Source organism: Mycobacterium sp. IS-3022 (assembly GCF_001500065.1).
In the GTDB taxonomy this organism is placed as follows: Bacteria; Actinomycetota; Actinomycetes; order Mycobacteriales; family Mycobacteriaceae; genus Mycobacterium.
In genome coordinates, this window is the sequence record NZ_LQIN01000048.1 from 1 (window position 1) to 15,313 (window position 15,313).

Consider the following 15,313-nt stretch of genomic DNA (forward strand, 5'->3'; position numbering starts at 1 on the left):
GCAGAACCTGACCCCGGAACAGCAAGCGCAGCTTGCCACCGGCGGCGACATCGGCGACGGTCGCACCGACACGATCCTGCTGGTGCACATTCCCGGCATCGGATCGGGCACGCGCACAACGATGGTGTCGATTCCACGCGACTCCTACGTGTCGATCCCCGGCTACGGCAGCGACAAGATCAACGCCGCGTTCACCGTCGGTGGCGCCCCACTGCTCGCCCAGACCGTCGAGCAGGCCACCGGGCTGCGGATGGACCACTACGCCGAGATCGGGTTCGACGGATTCGCCACGATGGTCGACGCCGTCGGTGGTGTCACCATGTGTCCGACCGAGCCCATCAGCGACCCGCTGGCCGGCATCGACCTGCCCGCCGGATGCCAGAAACTCGACGGCCGCAGCGCGCTGGGATTCGTTCGCACCAGGGCCACGCCGCGCGCCGACCTGGACCGCATGCTCCACCAGCGCGAGTTCATGTCCGCGCTGCTGCACCGCGCCGCGAGCCCCGCAGTGTTGCTCAACCCGCTGCGCTGGTACCCGATGGCCCGCGCCGCCACCGGGGCCGTCGCGGTCAACGAGGACGACCACATCTGGGACCTCGCGCGGCTCGCATGGTCACTGCGCGGCGATGTGCTGACGACCACGGTGCCGATCGGGGAGTTCTCCGGCGGCGACTCGGGCTCGGTGGTGCTGTGGGACGAGGAGGTCGCGAGCCGGTTGTTCGAGGCGCTGCGAACCGACGCACCGGTACCGCAGGACGTCCTCGACGCCGAGCCGTGACCGCGGTCTAGTCCCGGCCGGCCCCGGCCAGCCCGTTCTGCAGCCAGTCCTTGGTACGGCCCGGGTGGTTGGTCGCGACCCACGCCACGCCGAGCTCGCGGCAGTACTGCACGTCCTCGAAATGGTCGACCGTCCAGCAGTACAGCGCACGGCCCTGCGCGGCCGCCCGGTCCACCAACACGGGATGTTCGCGAAGGGTCGCGATCGAGGGCCCCACCGCGGTGGCGCCCACGGTGGTGGCGGCGCTGCCGCCCAGATAACGCGACGTCTCGCCGAGCAACACCGTCGGAAGCATCGGCGCCGCCCGCCGGATCCGCCAGACCGCGGCCGCCGAGAACGACATCACGACCGCGCGCGAGAGATCCGCCGACGCGGGCGAGGCGATCCCGAACCGGTGCAGCAGCGCCAGCACCTTGCTCTCCACCAACGCGCCGAATCGGACCGGGTGCTTGGTCTCGATGAACAGCTTGACCGGCCGGTTCCAGTCCAACACCAGCGAAACCAGCTCGTCGAGGGTCAGCAAGCCCGTGTCGCCCTCCGTCCCGTCGCCGTGACGGCTGGGATGCCATGCGCCGTAATCGAATTCGCGCAACTGCGCGAGCGTCATGTCGCTGACCAGGCCGGTCCCGTTCGACGTCCGGTCGACTTTGCGGTCGTGCACGCACACCAGATGGCCGTCGCGGGTCAGCCGCACGTCACATTCGACGCCGTCGGCACCCTCCTGCAACGCCAACTCGTACGCCGCGAGCGTGTGCTCTGGACGGTCGGCCGAAGCGCCGCGGTGCGCCACGACGAACGGATGCCCGCCGAGCGTCGGCCCGGGCGTCGCTTCGTCGGCGGCCTTGGCGTCGCCAGTCATGCGATCTATGCTGCCGGGTTCTGCCCGTGGGACTCAACCGGAACGTCACTTTCCGCCTGCGGCTGATCCTCCGGCACGACCACCCAGCGCTTGGTCGGCCGCTCCACCGGTTGCCGCTCGAAACCGAGGACGACCTTCGCGGCGAGCAGCAGGGCCGCCAGCGCCAGCAGGTAAGCCACCGTCGTGGTCATGGTGTTGTCGGCGATGCCCTGCGCATCCTGGGTGAAGCTCGTCGCGATCGACCAGATCGACACCACGTAGCTGGCCAGCCACACCAGCCACCAGGCCACGATCGGTCGACGCAGCCAGCGCAGGCGCTCCTCGACCCCGGCCAACTCGAGGACGAACACGGGCGCCCAGAACAGGTTGACGAAGGGAAGCAGGCACCCGGCCTGCAGGTGCCAGCCCGGCCGGGGGTCTGTCGTGCCCCGGTGGGCGTACGCGGCGGCCCGCCGCGTGACGAGCCAGTTGGTCAGCACGATGAGGCTGGCGACCACCATGAACATGGCGATGACGCTCGCCGCGACGCCGAGCCACGTGGCGCCCGCGGCGATCCAAGGATGCAACAGCACTGACCGGTTGACGATCAGCAGCACGTAGCGCAGCAGGTGCAGCAGGGCCGCGGCGCCCAGGGCCGCCATCGTCGCCAGCAGGGTGCCACGGAGCATCGCGGCCGACGGTCCTGTGCGGGGCGCCTCCTGCTGAGGGTCGACGAGCTGGGCCTGGTCCACCAGACCCCACCGCGGGATCGTCGGGTAGCGCGGCGTCGGGCCGAGGACCCGCCTCGGCCGCCGAGGCGCGGGCGGTGCACCAGGGCGTACCGCGATCCAGCGATAGCCGGGTGGCCGCGGCGGCGGGGTGGCGGACGTCGTGGTGCCGAAGGAGGCGCCCGGCCCGGGACCGGACGGCGGGAGCAGGGGTCCGTTGCAGCGCGGGCACCAGACCCTGCGCCGGTCGCGCACGTTCCACCGGGTTCCACACTGGGAACACACCTGAATCATGTCGCTCCTTGCCTGGCACTCACCACTCGACAGCGTAGCGACGACGTGGCCGGCCGCCGCGCCGATCCCGATATGGCGCGGGCCGTCGGGGAGCCACAGCAATTCCGACCTATCCACAGATTCCACAGGTTCATCCACAGGTCGGCGAGGCCACGAACCGGTCGTGAGCCGCTGAATCCGGGTTTCCTGCACCGATTGCTGTGGACAGACGTCCCCGGATCGGATGCCCTCATCAACAGGCCGCCCGACGGCGAGCGAAATGCCTAGTCAACCTAATGGCGCGCCCCGACGCAGTCGCCGCATGTCCGCCCTGGCCATGTCGGCGGGCCTGCCGATTTTTCCGTTGCGTGGACAGGAGTTATGATCGGCGTCACAGTTCCATGTTGTGACGGATCTCACTTGGGGGAGAGGCGGCAAACGTGCAGGTCAGGAGGGGTTGATGACGTCTTCGATGGGTTCGGGTTCGGCGATGCCGCCGTCGGAGTGGCCGTCGTCGGCACATGACTACACCCGCACTCAGTGGATGGCGTTTCTGCGGGCCAGCGTGATCGCGCTGGTGCTGTTGGGCGTGCTGGCCGTCATCGTGTTGTTCTGACGGGACGCCGCTCGACAAACATGAAAAGAGCCGCCGGTCACTGACTCGGCGGCTCTTTTGACGTACGGACTCGGGTTGCTCAGGCAGGCGGGTAGACACCCATCTGCTTGCCCTTGTCGGTCTGCCAGAAGATGTCGGCGATCTCATCGATCGTCTTGAGCAGCTTCTCGGCGACGGCGACGTCGAGTGACTTCTTTACCTCGCCCGCGCCGTGCACACCGTCCCAGAACAACTGGTGCAGGTTGGGGAATTGCTCGAAGTGGTCCTTCGCGAAGAAGTCGGCCCACAGCACCATCAGGTGATGCTTGACCTCTTCGGCACGCTCTTCCTTGATGATGATGCACCGCTGGCGGAAGTGCTCGTCGTCGGAGTCGTGATACTTCTGGATCGTCTTCAAGCAGGACAGCGCGTCGATCTTGGCCTGCGCGGGGTCGTAGACGCCGCAGTACAGATCGCAATGGGCATGGGCGGGGGTGGCGTTGGTGAACATTCGATGCAGCATGTGTCCTAACTTACCCTTTGCGTGTGCGCCGCAACCAGACACCGCGACGCTGGCCGCTGCGGCTGTTCCGCGTCGTCGACGACTCGATGCGCCCGACGCTCGGCCCCGGTGACGGACTTCTGGCCCTGCGCTGCCGGAGCATTCGTCGCGGGCAGTTACGGGTCTTCCAGGATCCGCGACGTTCGACGCGGTGGCTCGTCAAGCGGGTCGGCGACGTATACGGCACCGGACGCGACGCGATCTTCGAAGCGCGCTCGGACAATCCCTGGGCCCCCGGCGCCGCCGACTCCCATGAGTTCGGCTGGATTTCGGCGGCCGCGTCCTACCGGGTGGTGTGGACCGCACGCGCCGATTCCACGCGTTAGCAGTCGTGTCCCCTTGCGTGCCAGCCGACTCTGCCGCATCCTGAGCGCATCGGCGTGCGAACACCGATGGCGCGGAGGCGATATGGAGAGAGGATCCGGCCGGGCGATCGAGGTCGCCCCGTTCCATTCACGCGGTTCACTCAAGGGGTTCGTGATCTCGGGCCGCTGGCCGGACTCCACCAAGGAGTGGGCCCAGCTGTTGATGGTCGCGGTGCGGGTGGCGTCGCTTCCCGGGTTGCTCTCCACCACAACGATATTCGGTGCACGTGAGGAGTTGCCCGACGAGCCCGAACCCAACACCGTCGGCCTGGTCGTCGCCGAAGGCACCGTCGTCGGCGAATCAGCGGTGCCGCCAGGGCATTTCGCCGAACACCAACCACCGGCCCTGTTGATGCTGCATCCCCCGTCGGAGACCACTCCCTCCCTGCCGGAGTGCACCGGGGCGGCGTCCGGTTGCGTGCTGCTGCCCGGCCTTCCCCACCTTGGCCTTGAACATCGGGCGGCCTGGGTCGAGGCCGAAGCGGACGGCACCGTGACGTCCATGGTGAGCAGAGTCGGCGTCGACCCGATCAGCCATCCCGACACCGCGATCCTCGCGATGCTCCTTGCGGCATAAGGTGTTTCGAAGCACTTGATTCGGGCTGCTGAACAACGGATTCGGACGCCCGAAACCTCGGCGCACGGTGGCGCGCCGGCTTGACCGCGGCTATGGTCGATGAAGTAAGCGAAGGGGAGTAGCCCCCAATCGTCGTGTCGACACACTGGCGCAAGCCCGGCAGGCGAACCGCACCTCGAGAAGGCGCGGTGGGCGAGACCTTCGACCGAAGTCGACGGGCATGAAAATCGATCCGTCGGCGACGCGTCGAAAGGGTCGTCCGAGTGCTCACCGCAATCCTGGTCAGTCTCGCAGTCATTTTCGTCGCCGAACTCGGCGACAAGTCGCAGCTGATCACCATGACCTATTCACTGCGCCACCGGTGGTGGGTGGTGCTGTCCGGCGTCGGCATCGCCGCGATGCTGGTGCACGGGCTGTCGGTGGCGATCGGACATTTTCTCGGGTTGACCCTTCCCGAGCGCCCAATCGCTTTCGTCGCGTCCATCGCGTTCCTGCTGTTCGCGCTGTGGACGTGGCGAGAACGCAGCGACGACGGCGAGGAGGTGCGGATCGCCGAGCCGCGCTTCGTCGTGCCCGCGATCGTCTCCTCATTCGTGCTCGCCGAACTCGGCGACAAGACAATGCTCGCCACGGTCGCCCTGGCCAGTGATCACCACTGGGCCGGCGTCTGGATCGGCGCGACGGCCGGCATGGTGCTCGCCGACGGAGCGGCGATCGCCGCCGGTCGGCTGCTGCACAAGCGGTTACCGGAACGCTTCCTGCACGGTCTGGCCAGCGTGCTGTTCCTGCTGTTCGGTCTGTGGCTTCTGTTCGACAGCGCCCTCGGGCTGCGGTGGGTCGCCGTTACGGTCGTCAGCGCGGTCACCGTTCTCGCGGTCGTGACGTGGCTGGTGCGCAGCCGCACCGCTCACGCGGATCCGAACGCGTTGGAACCGTCGTCGCGGCCGTCCTGACGGCAACCACTCTCGGTTCCTTCCGCGACGTCGGGTTCGATTATCGGCAAACTCCGAATTCTGCTTCGACACTCAAGATCAGCGTTGCCGAGGCCACACAGCGACTATTCGGTCGCAGCGGCGAGCACTCCGTCGGCAAAGCTAGCTCGACACTGTCGTTAATATTTGCTTCGCTACACCTGGAGGTCGCGGCACCGGCACCCTATGAGCAGGTCCCAGCGGCCACCGCAGGCGGCGCCGACCGAACGGGCGAGTTAACTTTTCCCTGGTTTGCACTTGGTTGACACCACTACACTCGCTACGATGATCAGCAAATACGCCGCTTATACACCGCTCGTTTATTCCATGTGGAGGTCATATCGATGAGCACGACGTTCGCCGCTCGCCTGAACCGGCTGTTCGACACGGTCTACCCGCCGGGACGCGGCCCACACACCTCCGCAGAGGTGATCGCGGCGCTCAAGGCCGAGGGCGTCACCATGTCTGCGCCGTACCTCTCTCAGCTGCGCTCGGGCAACCGCACCAACCCCTCGGCGGCCACGATGGCCGCTCTTGCCAACTTCTTCCGGATCAAGCCGGCCTACTTCACCGATGACGAGTACTACGAGAAGCTGGACAAGGAGCTGACCTGGCTCGCGAGCATGCGCGACGAAGGTGTTCGGCGTATTGCCGCACGCACGGTCGGGCTGTCGCCGGAGGCGCAGCAAGACATCGTCCAGAAGGTCGATGAGCTGCGCCGCCGCGAGCATCTCGACGATTAGCCCGACCCGGCGGTGACGGCGGAACCCGGCGAATCCGTCCAGCGGAAACAGCTACGCCGGCTGAGCCGGTGCGCCACCGCGACGGGTCAGCGCGCGGTACTGCTCGGCGATCTCGAGGATCCACTCGCGGTCTGAATAATCGCTGGGTTGGCGCAGCCAGCCGAGCCCTGGAAAGCTCGCCTGGCCGCCCTCCGATGCGGTCTCGCTCCCGGCGTGGATCCACTCCGCGATCGCCTGCGCCTGCTCCTTCGGTGACACCGACGGCGACTCGAGTTCGACCTCCTGCGAGTCGGCGTCGTCGCCGGAGGGCGCGCCGGCCGAATCGACCCGCAGCTTGCGTGTGTGGTCGGCTGCGGTGGCTTCCAGGAACAGCGCGTCGGAGATCAACGACATCCGCTCGGCCACCCGGAACACGAGTGGTCCACGGGGTCGCACCCCGATGCCGATGTCGGGATGGCGGCGCCCGAGTTCGGTGAGGATCGGCTGGATGACCCGCAGTTCGCGGCGGGCGCCGAACCAGTCCTCGACGCTGGGCAGCAGCGCCCCCGCGGCGACGACCAGCATCGCGCAGCCCAACAGCGTCGCCGCGGCTCCCACGCCCACCGGACCACTCCTGCCCGCCGCGCGCAGGAGGAAGAAGCCCGAGGCCGCCACGATCAGCACGATGCCGATGGTGAACACGAACAACGCCCGACCCCGCCGGGTGCGGTTCGAGTGGCGAAGGCCGGCCCACGCCACCAGCGACAGCGCCAGCAGCACATAGAGCAGCGGCAGCAGCCACGGCAGCGGGTAGCCACCGTTGTCCAGGTTGCGCCGCAGGTACTCCTGCGGCGACATCTCGGGTTGACGGCCTGCGGCGAAGAAGCTCACCAGGCTCACCACCGCGATCACCGCGGCCACGCTGTACTGGGCGATCGCGATCTTCCGGATTGCTGCGGGTCTACGTGCCGAGGAGACGGTCGTGATCATCACGCAGCTGCCCGCCGCGCACGCGACAAGGGCCACCTGGGACAGCCCCATGGAGATGTTGGGCCACCGCAGCAACGTGTCGATCAGCAGCGTCAGCGGCTGCCAGTTGAGGGCGGCGATCACGCCGAGACTGCCCAGCGCGAGGATCATCGCGGTGCTCACCAGGCTCTGCTTGTTGACCAGCGCCCAGCCGATGCGTAGGCCGGTGGCCAGTCCGAGCAGACCGGCGATCACCCAGATGATCAACCAAACGCCTCTCCGAGCCGGACCTGGACGATGGATGAGCGGTCCGACGGCAGCCGGCCCAGCCGGTACAGCAGCAGTGCTGCGAAGTCCTCGGCCTCCTGTTCGGCCTCCTCACCGGCGGGCCCCATACAACCCGTCCGCTGGTTGAGCATGTAGCCGATCAGCTCGGAGCTGGCGATCTCCGTGGTCTCTCGCGCCGCTTGGGCGACTGGGATGCCGTCATGACCGAGCACCAGGTGTCCCAGTTCGTGGGCAAGCGTGCGGTCCCACGCCGGCAGCCCCTTCTGAATCAGGAAAACGTCACGGTCGGCGTACTGCCGCCACTGCCCACAAACGCCGGGCGGCAGATCCGCGGTCTTGAGCTCGATGGGCCGATCGCGGTCCGAGCTCACCGCCTCGACGAGCCGGGTCAGCGACACTTCCCCCTGCCGCGGCGCCAGTTCGAGTACGGCACCGACCGCACGGGTGACACGGCGGCTGGCTGGCATGAGGCCCCCCTTTCGACCGCGGCCGGGCTCGGCCTGGTGACAACCGGTCGACGACCCGTCGATTCTCGCACAAGTGCAACTGACCGTTGGCTGCCCAAACAAAGTCGAACGATAGGGTTGGGCTGCACCGACACCCGCACCGCACGACGTCAACAGCCGAGAACACCACCGGGAGGCAGCCGGGATGAGCCCGTTCAAGCGACGCAAAACCCGCGCCACCCGCAAGGCCGAGGCCCGCGCGATCAAGGCGAAGGCGAAGCTGGAGGCCCGCCTGGCCGCCAAGAACGAGGCGCGCCGCATCAAGGCCGCGCACCGCGCCGAGACCAGAGCGCTCAAGGCGCAGCTGAAGGCCCAGCGGGACAGTGACAGGGCCGCACTCAAGGTCGCCGAGACGCAGTTGAAGGCCGCCCGTGAAGGCAAGTTGTTCTCCCCCACCCGGATTCGCCGGATGCTCACCGTGACGCGACTGCTCGCCCCCATCGTGGTTCCGCTCGCGTACCGCGCCGCCATCACCGCACGCGGCTACGTCGACCAACGCCGCGCCGACCGCCTCGGTGTTCCGCTCAGCCAGGTCGGCCAGTTCAATGGCCACGGCGCCCAGTTGTCGGCTCGCATCGCCGGCGCCGAGCAGTCGTTGCGTCTGGTCGCCGAGAAGAAGCCGAAGGACGCCGAGACCAAGCGGTTCGTCGCCGCGATCACCGAGCGCCTCGGTGAGCTGTCGGCCACGGTCGCCGCCGCCGAACACATGCCGACGCCTCGCCGCCGGTCGGCGCACGCTGCAATCGAACGTCAACTCGACGGTATCGACGCAGACCTGATGGCCCGGCTCGGCGTGAGCTGAGGCCGCGATGTCGTCGATGCCGTCGATCACCCGGGCCACCGTTCGCGATAGGGCGATGCCCGCCGCGGCTTGCGTCGTCCTGATGGTCTGGCTGGCGGCAGCTGCGCTGGCGGGGGCCGGCGCCGCGTCGGCGCACGCCACCCGCATCGCCACGGACCCGGCGGAGAACGCCGAACTGACCCAGGGACCGGCGAGGGTGTCCGCGACGTTCAGCGAAGCGCTGCAGGGTCAGTTCGCAGCGATGACCGTCGTCGGCCCGGACGGCAACCTGTGGTCGACCGGCGAACCGCGGGTCGACGGGGCCGTTCTCAGCGTGGGAGTGCGCCCGCTCGGGCCCTCCGGCAGCTACACGGTGAACTACCGCGTGACGTCCGCCGATGGGCACGTGATCAACGGGTCGTGGTCGTTCCGGTTGACCGTGCCGGGGCCAGGGGCGCCGGGCCCGTCGGCGGCCACTCCGGCCGACTCCCCCGACGATGCGATTCCCGTGTGGCCGTTCTATGTGGGCGCCGTCGTCATCGTCGGTGCCGGCGTCGTGTGGGCGGTGCGGCGGCGCACGTGACGCGTCGAAGCGCGGTGGCGGCGGGGACGCTGGTCGCCGTTGCCGCGGCCGTCCTGGCCTGGGCGCTGGCCTATCCGCAGGCGTCGCTGAGCGTGACCGCGGTGCGCGTTCTCGCGGACTGTGCGGGAGTCGTCACGCTGGGTTTGACCGTGCTGCCGATGCTCGACGGCGATCGCCACCGCGGCGAGCTGCTGGCCCGGGCGACGCGGCCGCTCGTCGCCGCCTCGGCGGTGTGGCTACTGGCCGAGCTGACCCGGATGCTCGGCGCGGCCGCGCAGGCCGCCGGCGTCCCGGTCGGCAGGCTCGGGGTGCAGACCACAGTCGACTTCCTGACCGCGACGGCCGCCGGGCGCACGGGCGTGCTGGCCGCTACGGCCGCGGCGGTCGTGTGTGGCGCGGCCCTGGTCGTGCCGCGGTCCGCGTCGACGAACGTCGTGATGACCGGTGTCGCGGCGGTCGGGATCGCCGCACGCCAACTCACCGGACACTTCGCCGAGAGCCCGCTGGGTGGTCTGGCGGTGACCGTTCACACGCTGGCCGCCGCGCTGTGGTGCGGTGCGCTGGCGGCGCTGGTGCTCACCGTCGAGCACCGCGGGCAGTGGGCCCGGATGCTGCCGCGCTTCTCGCAGTTGTCGTTGGTGTGCGTGCTGGTGCTGCTGATCGGCGGGACAACCGGGGCCGCGGTTCGGATGGCCTCTCCGGTCGAGCTGTACGCCACCGGGTACGGACGGCTGTTGTCGGCCAAGATCGCGACGACCGTCGTGCTCGTCGTCCTCGGCTGGCGCAACCGCACGATGTGGCTACCCGCCGCGCGGGCCCATCGAGCCTCCGCGGTGGTGTCACGGACCCGGGCGCGGGTGGAGACCACGCTGATGATCATGGCCCTGGCGCTCGCCGCCGGACTGGCCGTCGCCGGTTAGTGCCACACCCGACCTGGCATGATGGGATCGACCCACTGCCGGTTCCCATGCTCGGCCGGCCTGGCGGAGACAAGACACTGCAAAGGAGCAGCCCGATGGCAGACCAGCAGGGCCGACCCGACGAACAGCCGCAAGGCTCACCACCGGCGGATGAGTCGACCCCGCAGCCCGCTGCCGCGGAGTCGGCGGGCACGTCCGCGGACCCACTCATCCCTCCGGCACCGGCGCAGAAGACGCCTGCCAAGAAGGCACCGGCGAAGAAAGCCGTGAAGAAAGCACCGGCCAAGAAGGCGCCGGCGAAGAAAGCACCCGCGCCCGAGCCGGCCGGCACCGCAACCAACCTGGAATCGGCCGCGAAAGTGACTGCTGCGCAAGCGAAGTCGACGGTGGCCAGTGCCAGTAACCCCGTGTCCGGACCGGCGCCGGTGCCGTTGATCGGCCCCGAACCGTCGCGGCTGCCGGTTGCCGCGGCGATCGCGGCGGGCGTGCTGGCGATCCTGGTGGTGCTGCTGATCCGCCGCGGTGGCGGCGACGACTGACCGAGGACTTGACCCTCACGCGGCGTCAGGGTCGATAGTGGCGCCATGGACGCCAACACCGTCGGCGCGGTAGCCGCCCTCACCGGAGTCTCGGTGCGCACCCTGCACCACTACGACCACATCGGCCTGGTGGTGCCGAGCGTGCGCACGTCGGCGGGCTACCGCGGCTACACCGATGCCGACATCGAACGGCTGCATGTGGTGCTGGTGTACCGATCGGTCGGACTACCCCTCGAGGAGATCCGCGCCCTGCTCGACGGGGACGCGGATGTGCTCGATCACCTCCAGCGACAGCACCGACTGTTACTGGAGCAGGCCGACCGCCTGCAACACACGATCAAGGCAGTGGAGGAACTGATGAGCGCACACCGCAGCGGAATTCAACTGACCGCCGAGGAACAAGTCGAGATCTTCGGTACGACCGCGCACAGCGAGGAGTACGCGGCCGAAGCCGAAGAGCGGTGGGGCGGCACCGACGCTTGGAGGCAGTCGCAGCGGCGGGCGGCGCAGTTCACCAAGCAGGACTGGATCGACATCAAGGCCGAAGGCGACGCGCTGCTGCAGGCGCTGGCCGAGGCCAAGTGCAGCGGCGTGACGCCGGGTACGGCACAGGCCGATGCGCTCGCCGAGCGGCACCGGTTGTCAATCGAACGGTTCTACGACTGCGACCACGAGATGCAGGTCTGCCTGGCGCAGATGTATGTGGCCGACGAACGCTTCACCCGGTATTACGATGACGTCGAACCCGGCCTGGCGCAGTTCCTGCACGACATCATCGTGGCGAAATCCGGTCGCTAGCATCGAGCGGTGAGCATCGACCCCCGCCCCACCGCTGACCTTGTCGACGACATCGGCCCCGACGTCCGCAGCTGCGATCTGCAGCTACGTCAGTTCGGCGGGCGGTCACAATTCGCCGGACCCGTCACCACGGTGAAGTGCTTTCAGGACAACGCGCTGCTGAAATCGGTGTTGTCCGAGCCCGGCAACGGCGGCGTGCTGGTGATCGACGGCGACGGGTCGCTGCACTCGGCGCTCGTCGGCGACGTCATCGCCGGCCTCGGCGTCGACAACGGCTGGGCCGGCATCGTCATCAACGGCGCGGTCCGCGACTCGGCGACCCTACGCACCCTCGACATCGGCATCAAGGCGCTCGGGACGAACCCGCGCAAGAGCAGCAAAACCGGTGCCGGCGAACGGGATCAGCCCCTCGAGTTCGGCGGTGTGGTGTTCGAGCCCGGCCACATCCTCTACAGCGACGACGACGGCATCGTCGTGGTGGAACGCTAGTCGCACTACCACACGGCGCCGACAATTTTGGAGTTCGATCCCCAATGGCAGCTTGATCCACAGCTCGACGTTGTCACCCCGCTGGCTGCGCTTCCGCTCGATACCGTTGCGGTATGGGCGAATTCATCACCGGAGCGGCGGCGCGGAAACAGTTTTCCGCGCTGCTGGACCAGGTCGATGACGCCCAGGCCCGGATGCGTGAACTGTCCTCCGATGAGGTGGGCACCGAGTTTCGGATCGAGATGGCCGAACGCCTCGAGTCGCAGGAGCGCAGCAACCGGGGGTTGATGTATCGGGTGTTCGGTCAGATCGCCGAGCCGCCCGACGAAACCGCGATGGCGCCCACGGTGGTGGATCGTCTGTGGGCGCGGCTGCGCGTCCCACCTAACGAGATCAAGCGCCGGATGAAGGTGGCCGCGCGGTTACGCCCGCGCCGCCAGATCAGTGGCCCGCCGATGCCGGCCGAACTTGCACAGGTGGCCACAGCAGTGTCTGACGGGGCGATCGGCGAAGATCATCTCAAGGCGATCACCAAGGCGATGGACAAGCTGCCCTCATGCGTGTCGGTTGCGGAGCGCGACGAGGTCGAAGCCAGCCTGGTGCGAGAGGCCATCAAGAGTGACGCCGAGATCGTGACGGCGGCGGCCAAGATGATCGATGCGATCTTCAATCCCGATGGCGACTACGACGAGAAGGATCGCGAGCGCCGCCGCGGCGTCACTCTGGGTCCTCAAGGGCGCGACGGCATGTCGCGGCTTCACGGCTGGATCGACCCGGAGACCCGCGGCTATGTGGAAGCCGCAAGCGCCGCGACGCGGCCGGGCCGCCACCTGCCAGACGGCACGACGGCTGACGTCAAGGACGAGCGCAGCATGGCCCAGCGCTGCCACGACGGCATCAAACTGGGCCTCAAGGCCGGAATCGCCTCAGGTGAGCTGGGTCAGCATCGCGGGCACGCGGTGACGGTGATCGCGCGCACCACACTGGCCGAACTCAACCGGGCCGCCCACGCGGTGAGCGACCCCGCCGTCCCGATGCCCGCGCCGGCGCGCACCGGCGGTAACACCGCCTTGCCGATGCGGGACTTGATCCGGATGGCCAGCGATGCCATCCACTATCTGGCGGTGTTCGACGATCACAGCGACCGCCCGCTCTACCTCGGCCGCCAGAAACGCGTGGCCACCGCGGATCAGCGCATCATCTGCTATGCCCGCGACGGCGGCTGCACCCGGCCCAACTGCACCGCACCGGGCTATCACAGCGAAGTGCACCACAGTCCCGACTGGGCCATGGGTGGGCCAACCGACGCCGATCACCTGTTCTTCGCCTGCGGTCCCGACCACAAACTCGCAACCGATGGCCACTACGCGACGGCGATCACCGACACCGGACGGCTGGCGTGGACCAACGGCACCTCACCGCCACAGGTCAACCGTATTCATGATCCGGAGGAACTCCTCCGCAGCGACCCGGACCCGCCGAACTTCGGGTAGCAGGCGGACTACGCCGAAGCCGTCACCGGAGCGAGGTGCTTGCTGAACTTCAGCGCCTCGTCGTCAACCCGGCCGCGCCGGATCAACCGGAGATCCAGCAGGTAGTTCTGCTTCAAGCGCCACGGCGCGACGTGTCCGGCCTTGGGCAGATAGTCCAGTGCACGCAGCACATAGCCCGGGGTGAAGTCCATCAGCGGGCGCTCGTCGACACTGTTACCCGGATGCTGCGGCTCGACGGTGTCAAAGCCCTTGGCGTCCATGTAGTTCAGCACTCGGCAGAAGAACTCGGACACCAGATCGGCCTTCAACGTCCACGACGCGTTGGTGTAGCCGATGGTGAACGTCAAGTTCGGCATGTGGGTGAGCATCATGCCCTTGTAGGCCATCGTGTCGTGCAGATCGATCGGCTCACCGTTGCGCATGATCGTGGCGCCACCGAACAGCTGCAGGTTCAAACCCGTTGCGGTGATGATGATGTCGGCGCTCAGCTCCTCGCCGGAGGCGAGCTTGATACCCGTCTTGGTGAACCGCTCGATGCTGTCGGTGACGACGTCGGCCTTGCCGGACTTGATCGTCTTGAACAGGTCGCCGTTGGGCGCCAGGCACAGCCGCTCGTCCCACGGGTTGTACTTGGGGCCGAAGTGCTTCTGCACGTCGTAGCCTTCGGGCAGCCGTCGCTGCGCCATCGTCATCAGCGTCTTGCGCATGAAGTTCGGGAACCGCCGCGAGATGTTGTACTGCGCCGACTGGAACAGGATGCTCTTCCATCGGTTCAACACATAGGCGGGCTTCTCGGGCAGCGTCTTGTTGGTCCGGACGGTGAACGGGTCCACGTCGGGCAGCGCGCCGATGTAGGTCGGCGAACGCTGCAACATCGTCACATGGCCGGCACCCGAATTCGCCAGCGCGGGGATCAGCGTGACCGCGGTCGCGCCGCTGCCGATCACGACGATCCTCTTGCCCTCGTAGTCGAGGTCCTCGGGCCAGTGCTGCGGGTGGATGATCGTGCCCTCGAAGTCGTCGCGTCCGACGAACTCCGGTGTGTAGCCCTCGTCGTAGTTGTAGTAGCCGCTCGCGGCGAACAGGAACGAAGCGGTGATCTCGGCTTCCTCGCCGTCACGTTCGACGCGCACCGTCCACCGGTTGTCGGCGTCCGACCAGTCCGCGCTGACCACCTTGTGGCCGTATCGGATGTGCTTGTCGATGCCCGACTCGGCGACCGTCTCCTTGAGGTAGGCCATGATCGACGGCCCGTCGGCGATCGCCTTCTCCGACGTCCACGGCTTGAAGCGGAAGCCGAGCGTGAACATGTCGGAGTCCGACCGAATACCGGGGTACTTGAACAGGTCCCAGGTGCCACCGAGGTTCTCGCGGCGCTCCAGGATCGCGTAACTCTTGCCCGGGCAGCGGTCTTGCAGGTGCCAGGCGGCGCTGATGCCGGAGATGCCGGCTCCGACGATGACGACGTCGAGGTGTTCACTCATGGTACGGCAGCGTATCAACGGTGCGTCGAGTCAGTCAACGGTGTGTTGAAAAAC

General features: G+C 67.8%; 19 protein-coding genes. 13 read left to right on the forward strand and 6 right to left on the reverse strand.

Annotation, left to right across the window (positions count from 1 at the left end; translation table 11 throughout):
* Window positions 1-778, forward strand: a 778-nt coding sequence (locus AU188_RS20295) for an LCP family protein (RefSeq protein ID WP_059165294.1), incomplete at its 5' end; no start/stop codon positions are given.
* A gap of 7 nt (window positions 779-785) precedes the next feature.
* Here the strand turns inward: AU188_RS20295 and AU188_RS20300 are convergent.
* Window positions 786-1,637, reverse strand: coding sequence for a glycerophosphodiester phosphodiesterase (locus tag AU188_RS20300; protein WP_059165295.1), 852 nt, complete (start codon window positions 1,635-1,637; stop codon window positions 786-788).
* 5 nt (window positions 1,638-1,642) lie between these two features.
* Window positions 1,643-2,638, reverse strand: coding sequence for a DUF4328 domain-containing protein (locus tag AU188_RS20305; protein WP_059165296.1), 996 nt, complete (start codon window positions 2,636-2,638; stop codon window positions 1,643-1,645).
* Window positions 2,639-3,077: 439 nt separating this feature from the next.
* On the opposite strand from AU188_RS20305, the gene AU188_RS25360 reads away from it, so the two are divergent.
* Window positions 3,078-3,233: a hypothetical protein gene (locus AU188_RS25360; RefSeq protein WP_156425361.1), complete on the forward strand. Its 156-nt coding sequence runs from the start codon at window positions 3,078-3,080 to the stop codon at window positions 3,231-3,233.
* 79 nt (window positions 3,234-3,312) lie between these two features.
* On the opposite strand, the gene sodN is transcribed toward AU188_RS25360, so the two are convergent.
* Window positions 3,313-3,735, reverse strand: coding sequence for a superoxide dismutase, Ni (gene sodN / locus AU188_RS20310; RefSeq protein WP_059165297.1), 423 nt, complete (start codon window positions 3,733-3,735; stop codon window positions 3,313-3,315).
* A gap of 86 nt (window positions 3,736-3,821) precedes the next feature.
* Here sodN and AU188_RS20315 point away from each other — a divergent pair, with 86 nt between their 5' ends.
* The 4 genes from AU188_RS20315 to AU188_RS20330 all read left to right on the forward strand — a co-directional run bounded on the left by AU188_RS20315 (window position 3,822) and on the right by AU188_RS20330 (window position 6,430).
* Window positions 3,822-4,100: a S26 family signal peptidase gene (locus AU188_RS20315; protein WP_286137609.1), complete on the forward strand. Its 279-nt coding sequence runs from the start codon at window positions 3,822-3,824 to the stop codon at window positions 4,098-4,100.
* Window positions 4,101-4,182: 82 nt separating this feature from the next.
* Window positions 4,183-4,716, forward strand: coding sequence for a hypothetical protein (locus tag AU188_RS20320; protein ID WP_059100683.1), 534 nt, complete (start codon window positions 4,183-4,185; stop codon window positions 4,714-4,716).
* 263 nt (window positions 4,717-4,979) lie between these two features.
* Window positions 4,980-5,669, forward strand: a complete 690-nt coding sequence (locus AU188_RS20325) for a TMEM165/GDT1 family protein (RefSeq protein WP_059165298.1) — start codon at window positions 4,980-4,982, stop codon at window positions 5,667-5,669.
* Between the two features lie 362 nt (window positions 5,670-6,031).
* Window positions 6,032-6,430: a helix-turn-helix domain-containing protein gene (locus AU188_RS20330; protein ID WP_059165500.1), complete on the forward strand. Its 399-nt coding sequence runs from the start codon at window positions 6,032-6,034 to the stop codon at window positions 6,428-6,430.
* A gap of 51 nt (window positions 6,431-6,481) precedes the next feature.
* Here AU188_RS20330 and AU188_RS20335 read toward each other — a convergent pair whose 3' ends face one another.
* Entirely contained in the window at window positions 6,482-7,645 is a 1,164-nt protein-coding gene (locus AU188_RS20335; RefSeq protein ID WP_059165299.1) for a hypothetical protein, read from the reverse strand.
* Complete coding sequence (locus AU188_RS20340; protein WP_059165300.1) at window positions 7,642-8,133, reverse strand: hypothetical protein; 492 nt, start codon at window positions 8,131-8,133, stop codon at window positions 7,642-7,644. Before AU188_RS20340 ends, AU188_RS20335 begins: the two co-directional genes overlap by 4 nt.
* 184 nt (window positions 8,134-8,317) lie before the next feature.
* Here AU188_RS20340 and AU188_RS20345 point away from each other — a divergent pair, with 184 nt between their 5' ends.
* From AU188_RS20345 to AU188_RS20375, 7 genes are all read left to right on the forward strand, one after another.
* Window positions 8,318-8,974: a DUF6474 family protein gene (locus AU188_RS20345; protein ID WP_059165301.1), complete on the forward strand. Its 657-nt coding sequence runs from the start codon at window positions 8,318-8,320 to the stop codon at window positions 8,972-8,974.
* 55 nt (window positions 8,975-9,029) lie between these two features.
* Window positions 9,030-9,536, forward strand: coding sequence for a copper resistance CopC family protein (locus tag AU188_RS20350; protein ID WP_156426768.1), 507 nt, complete (start codon window positions 9,030-9,032; stop codon window positions 9,534-9,536).
* Window positions 9,533-10,456 (forward strand): CopD family protein, encoded by a 924-nt coding sequence (locus AU188_RS20355; RefSeq protein ID WP_286137593.1) that lies wholly within the window; start codon window positions 9,533-9,535, stop codon window positions 10,454-10,456. The genes AU188_RS20350 and AU188_RS20355 overlap by 4 nt, the downstream gene beginning before the upstream one ends.
* A gap of 95 nt (window positions 10,457-10,551) precedes the next feature.
* Entirely contained in the window at window positions 10,552-10,995 is a 444-nt protein-coding gene (locus AU188_RS20360) for a hypothetical protein (RefSeq protein ID WP_059165501.1), read from the forward strand.
* Between the two features lie 45 nt (window positions 10,996-11,040).
* The gene (locus AU188_RS20365) at window positions 11,041-11,793 is read left to right on the forward strand and encodes a MerR family transcriptional regulator (RefSeq protein WP_059165304.1); all 753 of its coding nucleotides are present in this window, start codon (window positions 11,041-11,043) and stop codon (window positions 11,791-11,793) included.
* 9 nt (window positions 11,794-11,802) lie between these two features.
* On the forward strand, window positions 11,803-12,282 hold the full coding sequence (gene rraA, locus AU188_RS20370) for a ribonuclease E activity regulator RraA (protein WP_059165305.1): 480 nt from the start codon (window positions 11,803-11,805) through the stop codon (window positions 12,280-12,282).
* A 113-nt stretch (window positions 12,283-12,395) separates the two neighbouring features.
* A complete protein-coding gene (locus tag AU188_RS20375; RefSeq protein WP_059165306.1) occupies window positions 12,396-13,775 on the forward strand; it encodes a 13E12 repeat family protein in 1,380 nt (459 codons plus the stop codon).
* 8 nt (window positions 13,776-13,783) lie between these two features.
* Here AU188_RS20375 and AU188_RS20380 read toward each other — a convergent pair whose 3' ends face one another.
* On the reverse strand, window positions 13,784-15,259 hold the full coding sequence (locus tag AU188_RS20380; protein ID WP_059165307.1) for a flavin-containing monooxygenase: 1,476 nt from the start codon (window positions 15,257-15,259) through the stop codon (window positions 13,784-13,786).
* Window positions 15,260-15,313 lie beyond the last annotated feature (54 nt).

Excerpts from the sequence above, each read along its gene's own strand:
- AU188_RS20350 (WP_156426768.1), top strand. The coding sequence starts at position 9,030 with ATGCCCGCCGCGGCTTGCGTCGTCCTGATGGTCTGGCTGGCGGCAGCT.
- AU188_RS20330 (WP_059165500.1), top strand. The coding sequence starts at position 6,032 with ATGAGCACGACGTTCGCCGCTCGCCTGAACCGGCTGTTCGACACGGTC.
- AU188_RS25360 (WP_156425361.1), top strand. The coding sequence starts at position 3,078 with ATGACGTCTTCGATGGGTTCGGGTTCGGCGATGCCGCCGTCGGAGTGG.
- AU188_RS20300 (WP_059165295.1), bottom strand. The coding sequence starts at position 1,637 with ATGACTGGCGACGCCAAGGCCGCCGACGAAGCGACGCCCGGGCCGACG.
- AU188_RS20345 (WP_059165301.1), top strand. The coding sequence starts at position 8,318 with ATGAGCCCGTTCAAGCGACGCAAAACCCGCGCCACCCGCAAGGCCGAG.
- AU188_RS20305 (WP_059165296.1), bottom strand. The coding sequence starts at position 2,638 with ATGATTCAGGTGTGTTCCCAGTGTGGAACCCGGTGGAACGTGCGCGAC.
- AU188_RS20360 (WP_059165501.1), top strand. The coding sequence starts at position 10,552 with ATGGCAGACCAGCAGGGCCGACCCGACGAACAGCCGCAAGGCTCACCA.
- AU188_RS20380 (WP_059165307.1), bottom strand. The coding sequence starts at position 15,259 with ATGAGTGAACACCTCGACGTCGTCATCGTCGGAGCCGGCATCTCCGGC.
- AU188_RS20340 (WP_059165300.1), bottom strand. The coding sequence starts at position 8,133 with ATGCCAGCCAGCCGCCGTGTCACCCGTGCGGTCGGTGCCGTACTCGAA.
- AU188_RS20315 (WP_286137609.1), top strand. The coding sequence starts at position 3,822 with ATGCGCCCGACGCTCGGCCCCGGTGACGGACTTCTGGCCCTGCGCTGC.
- AU188_RS20320 (WP_059100683.1), top strand. The coding sequence starts at position 4,183 with ATGGAGAGAGGATCCGGCCGGGCGATCGAGGTCGCCCCGTTCCATTCA.
- sodN (WP_059165297.1), bottom strand. The coding sequence starts at position 3,735 with ATGCTGCATCGAATGTTCACCAACGCCACCCCCGCCCATGCCCATTGC.
- AU188_RS20375 (WP_059165306.1), top strand. The coding sequence starts at position 12,396 with ATGGGCGAATTCATCACCGGAGCGGCGGCGCGGAAACAGTTTTCCGCG.
- AU188_RS20365 (WP_059165304.1), top strand. The coding sequence starts at position 11,041 with ATGGACGCCAACACCGTCGGCGCGGTAGCCGCCCTCACCGGAGTCTCG.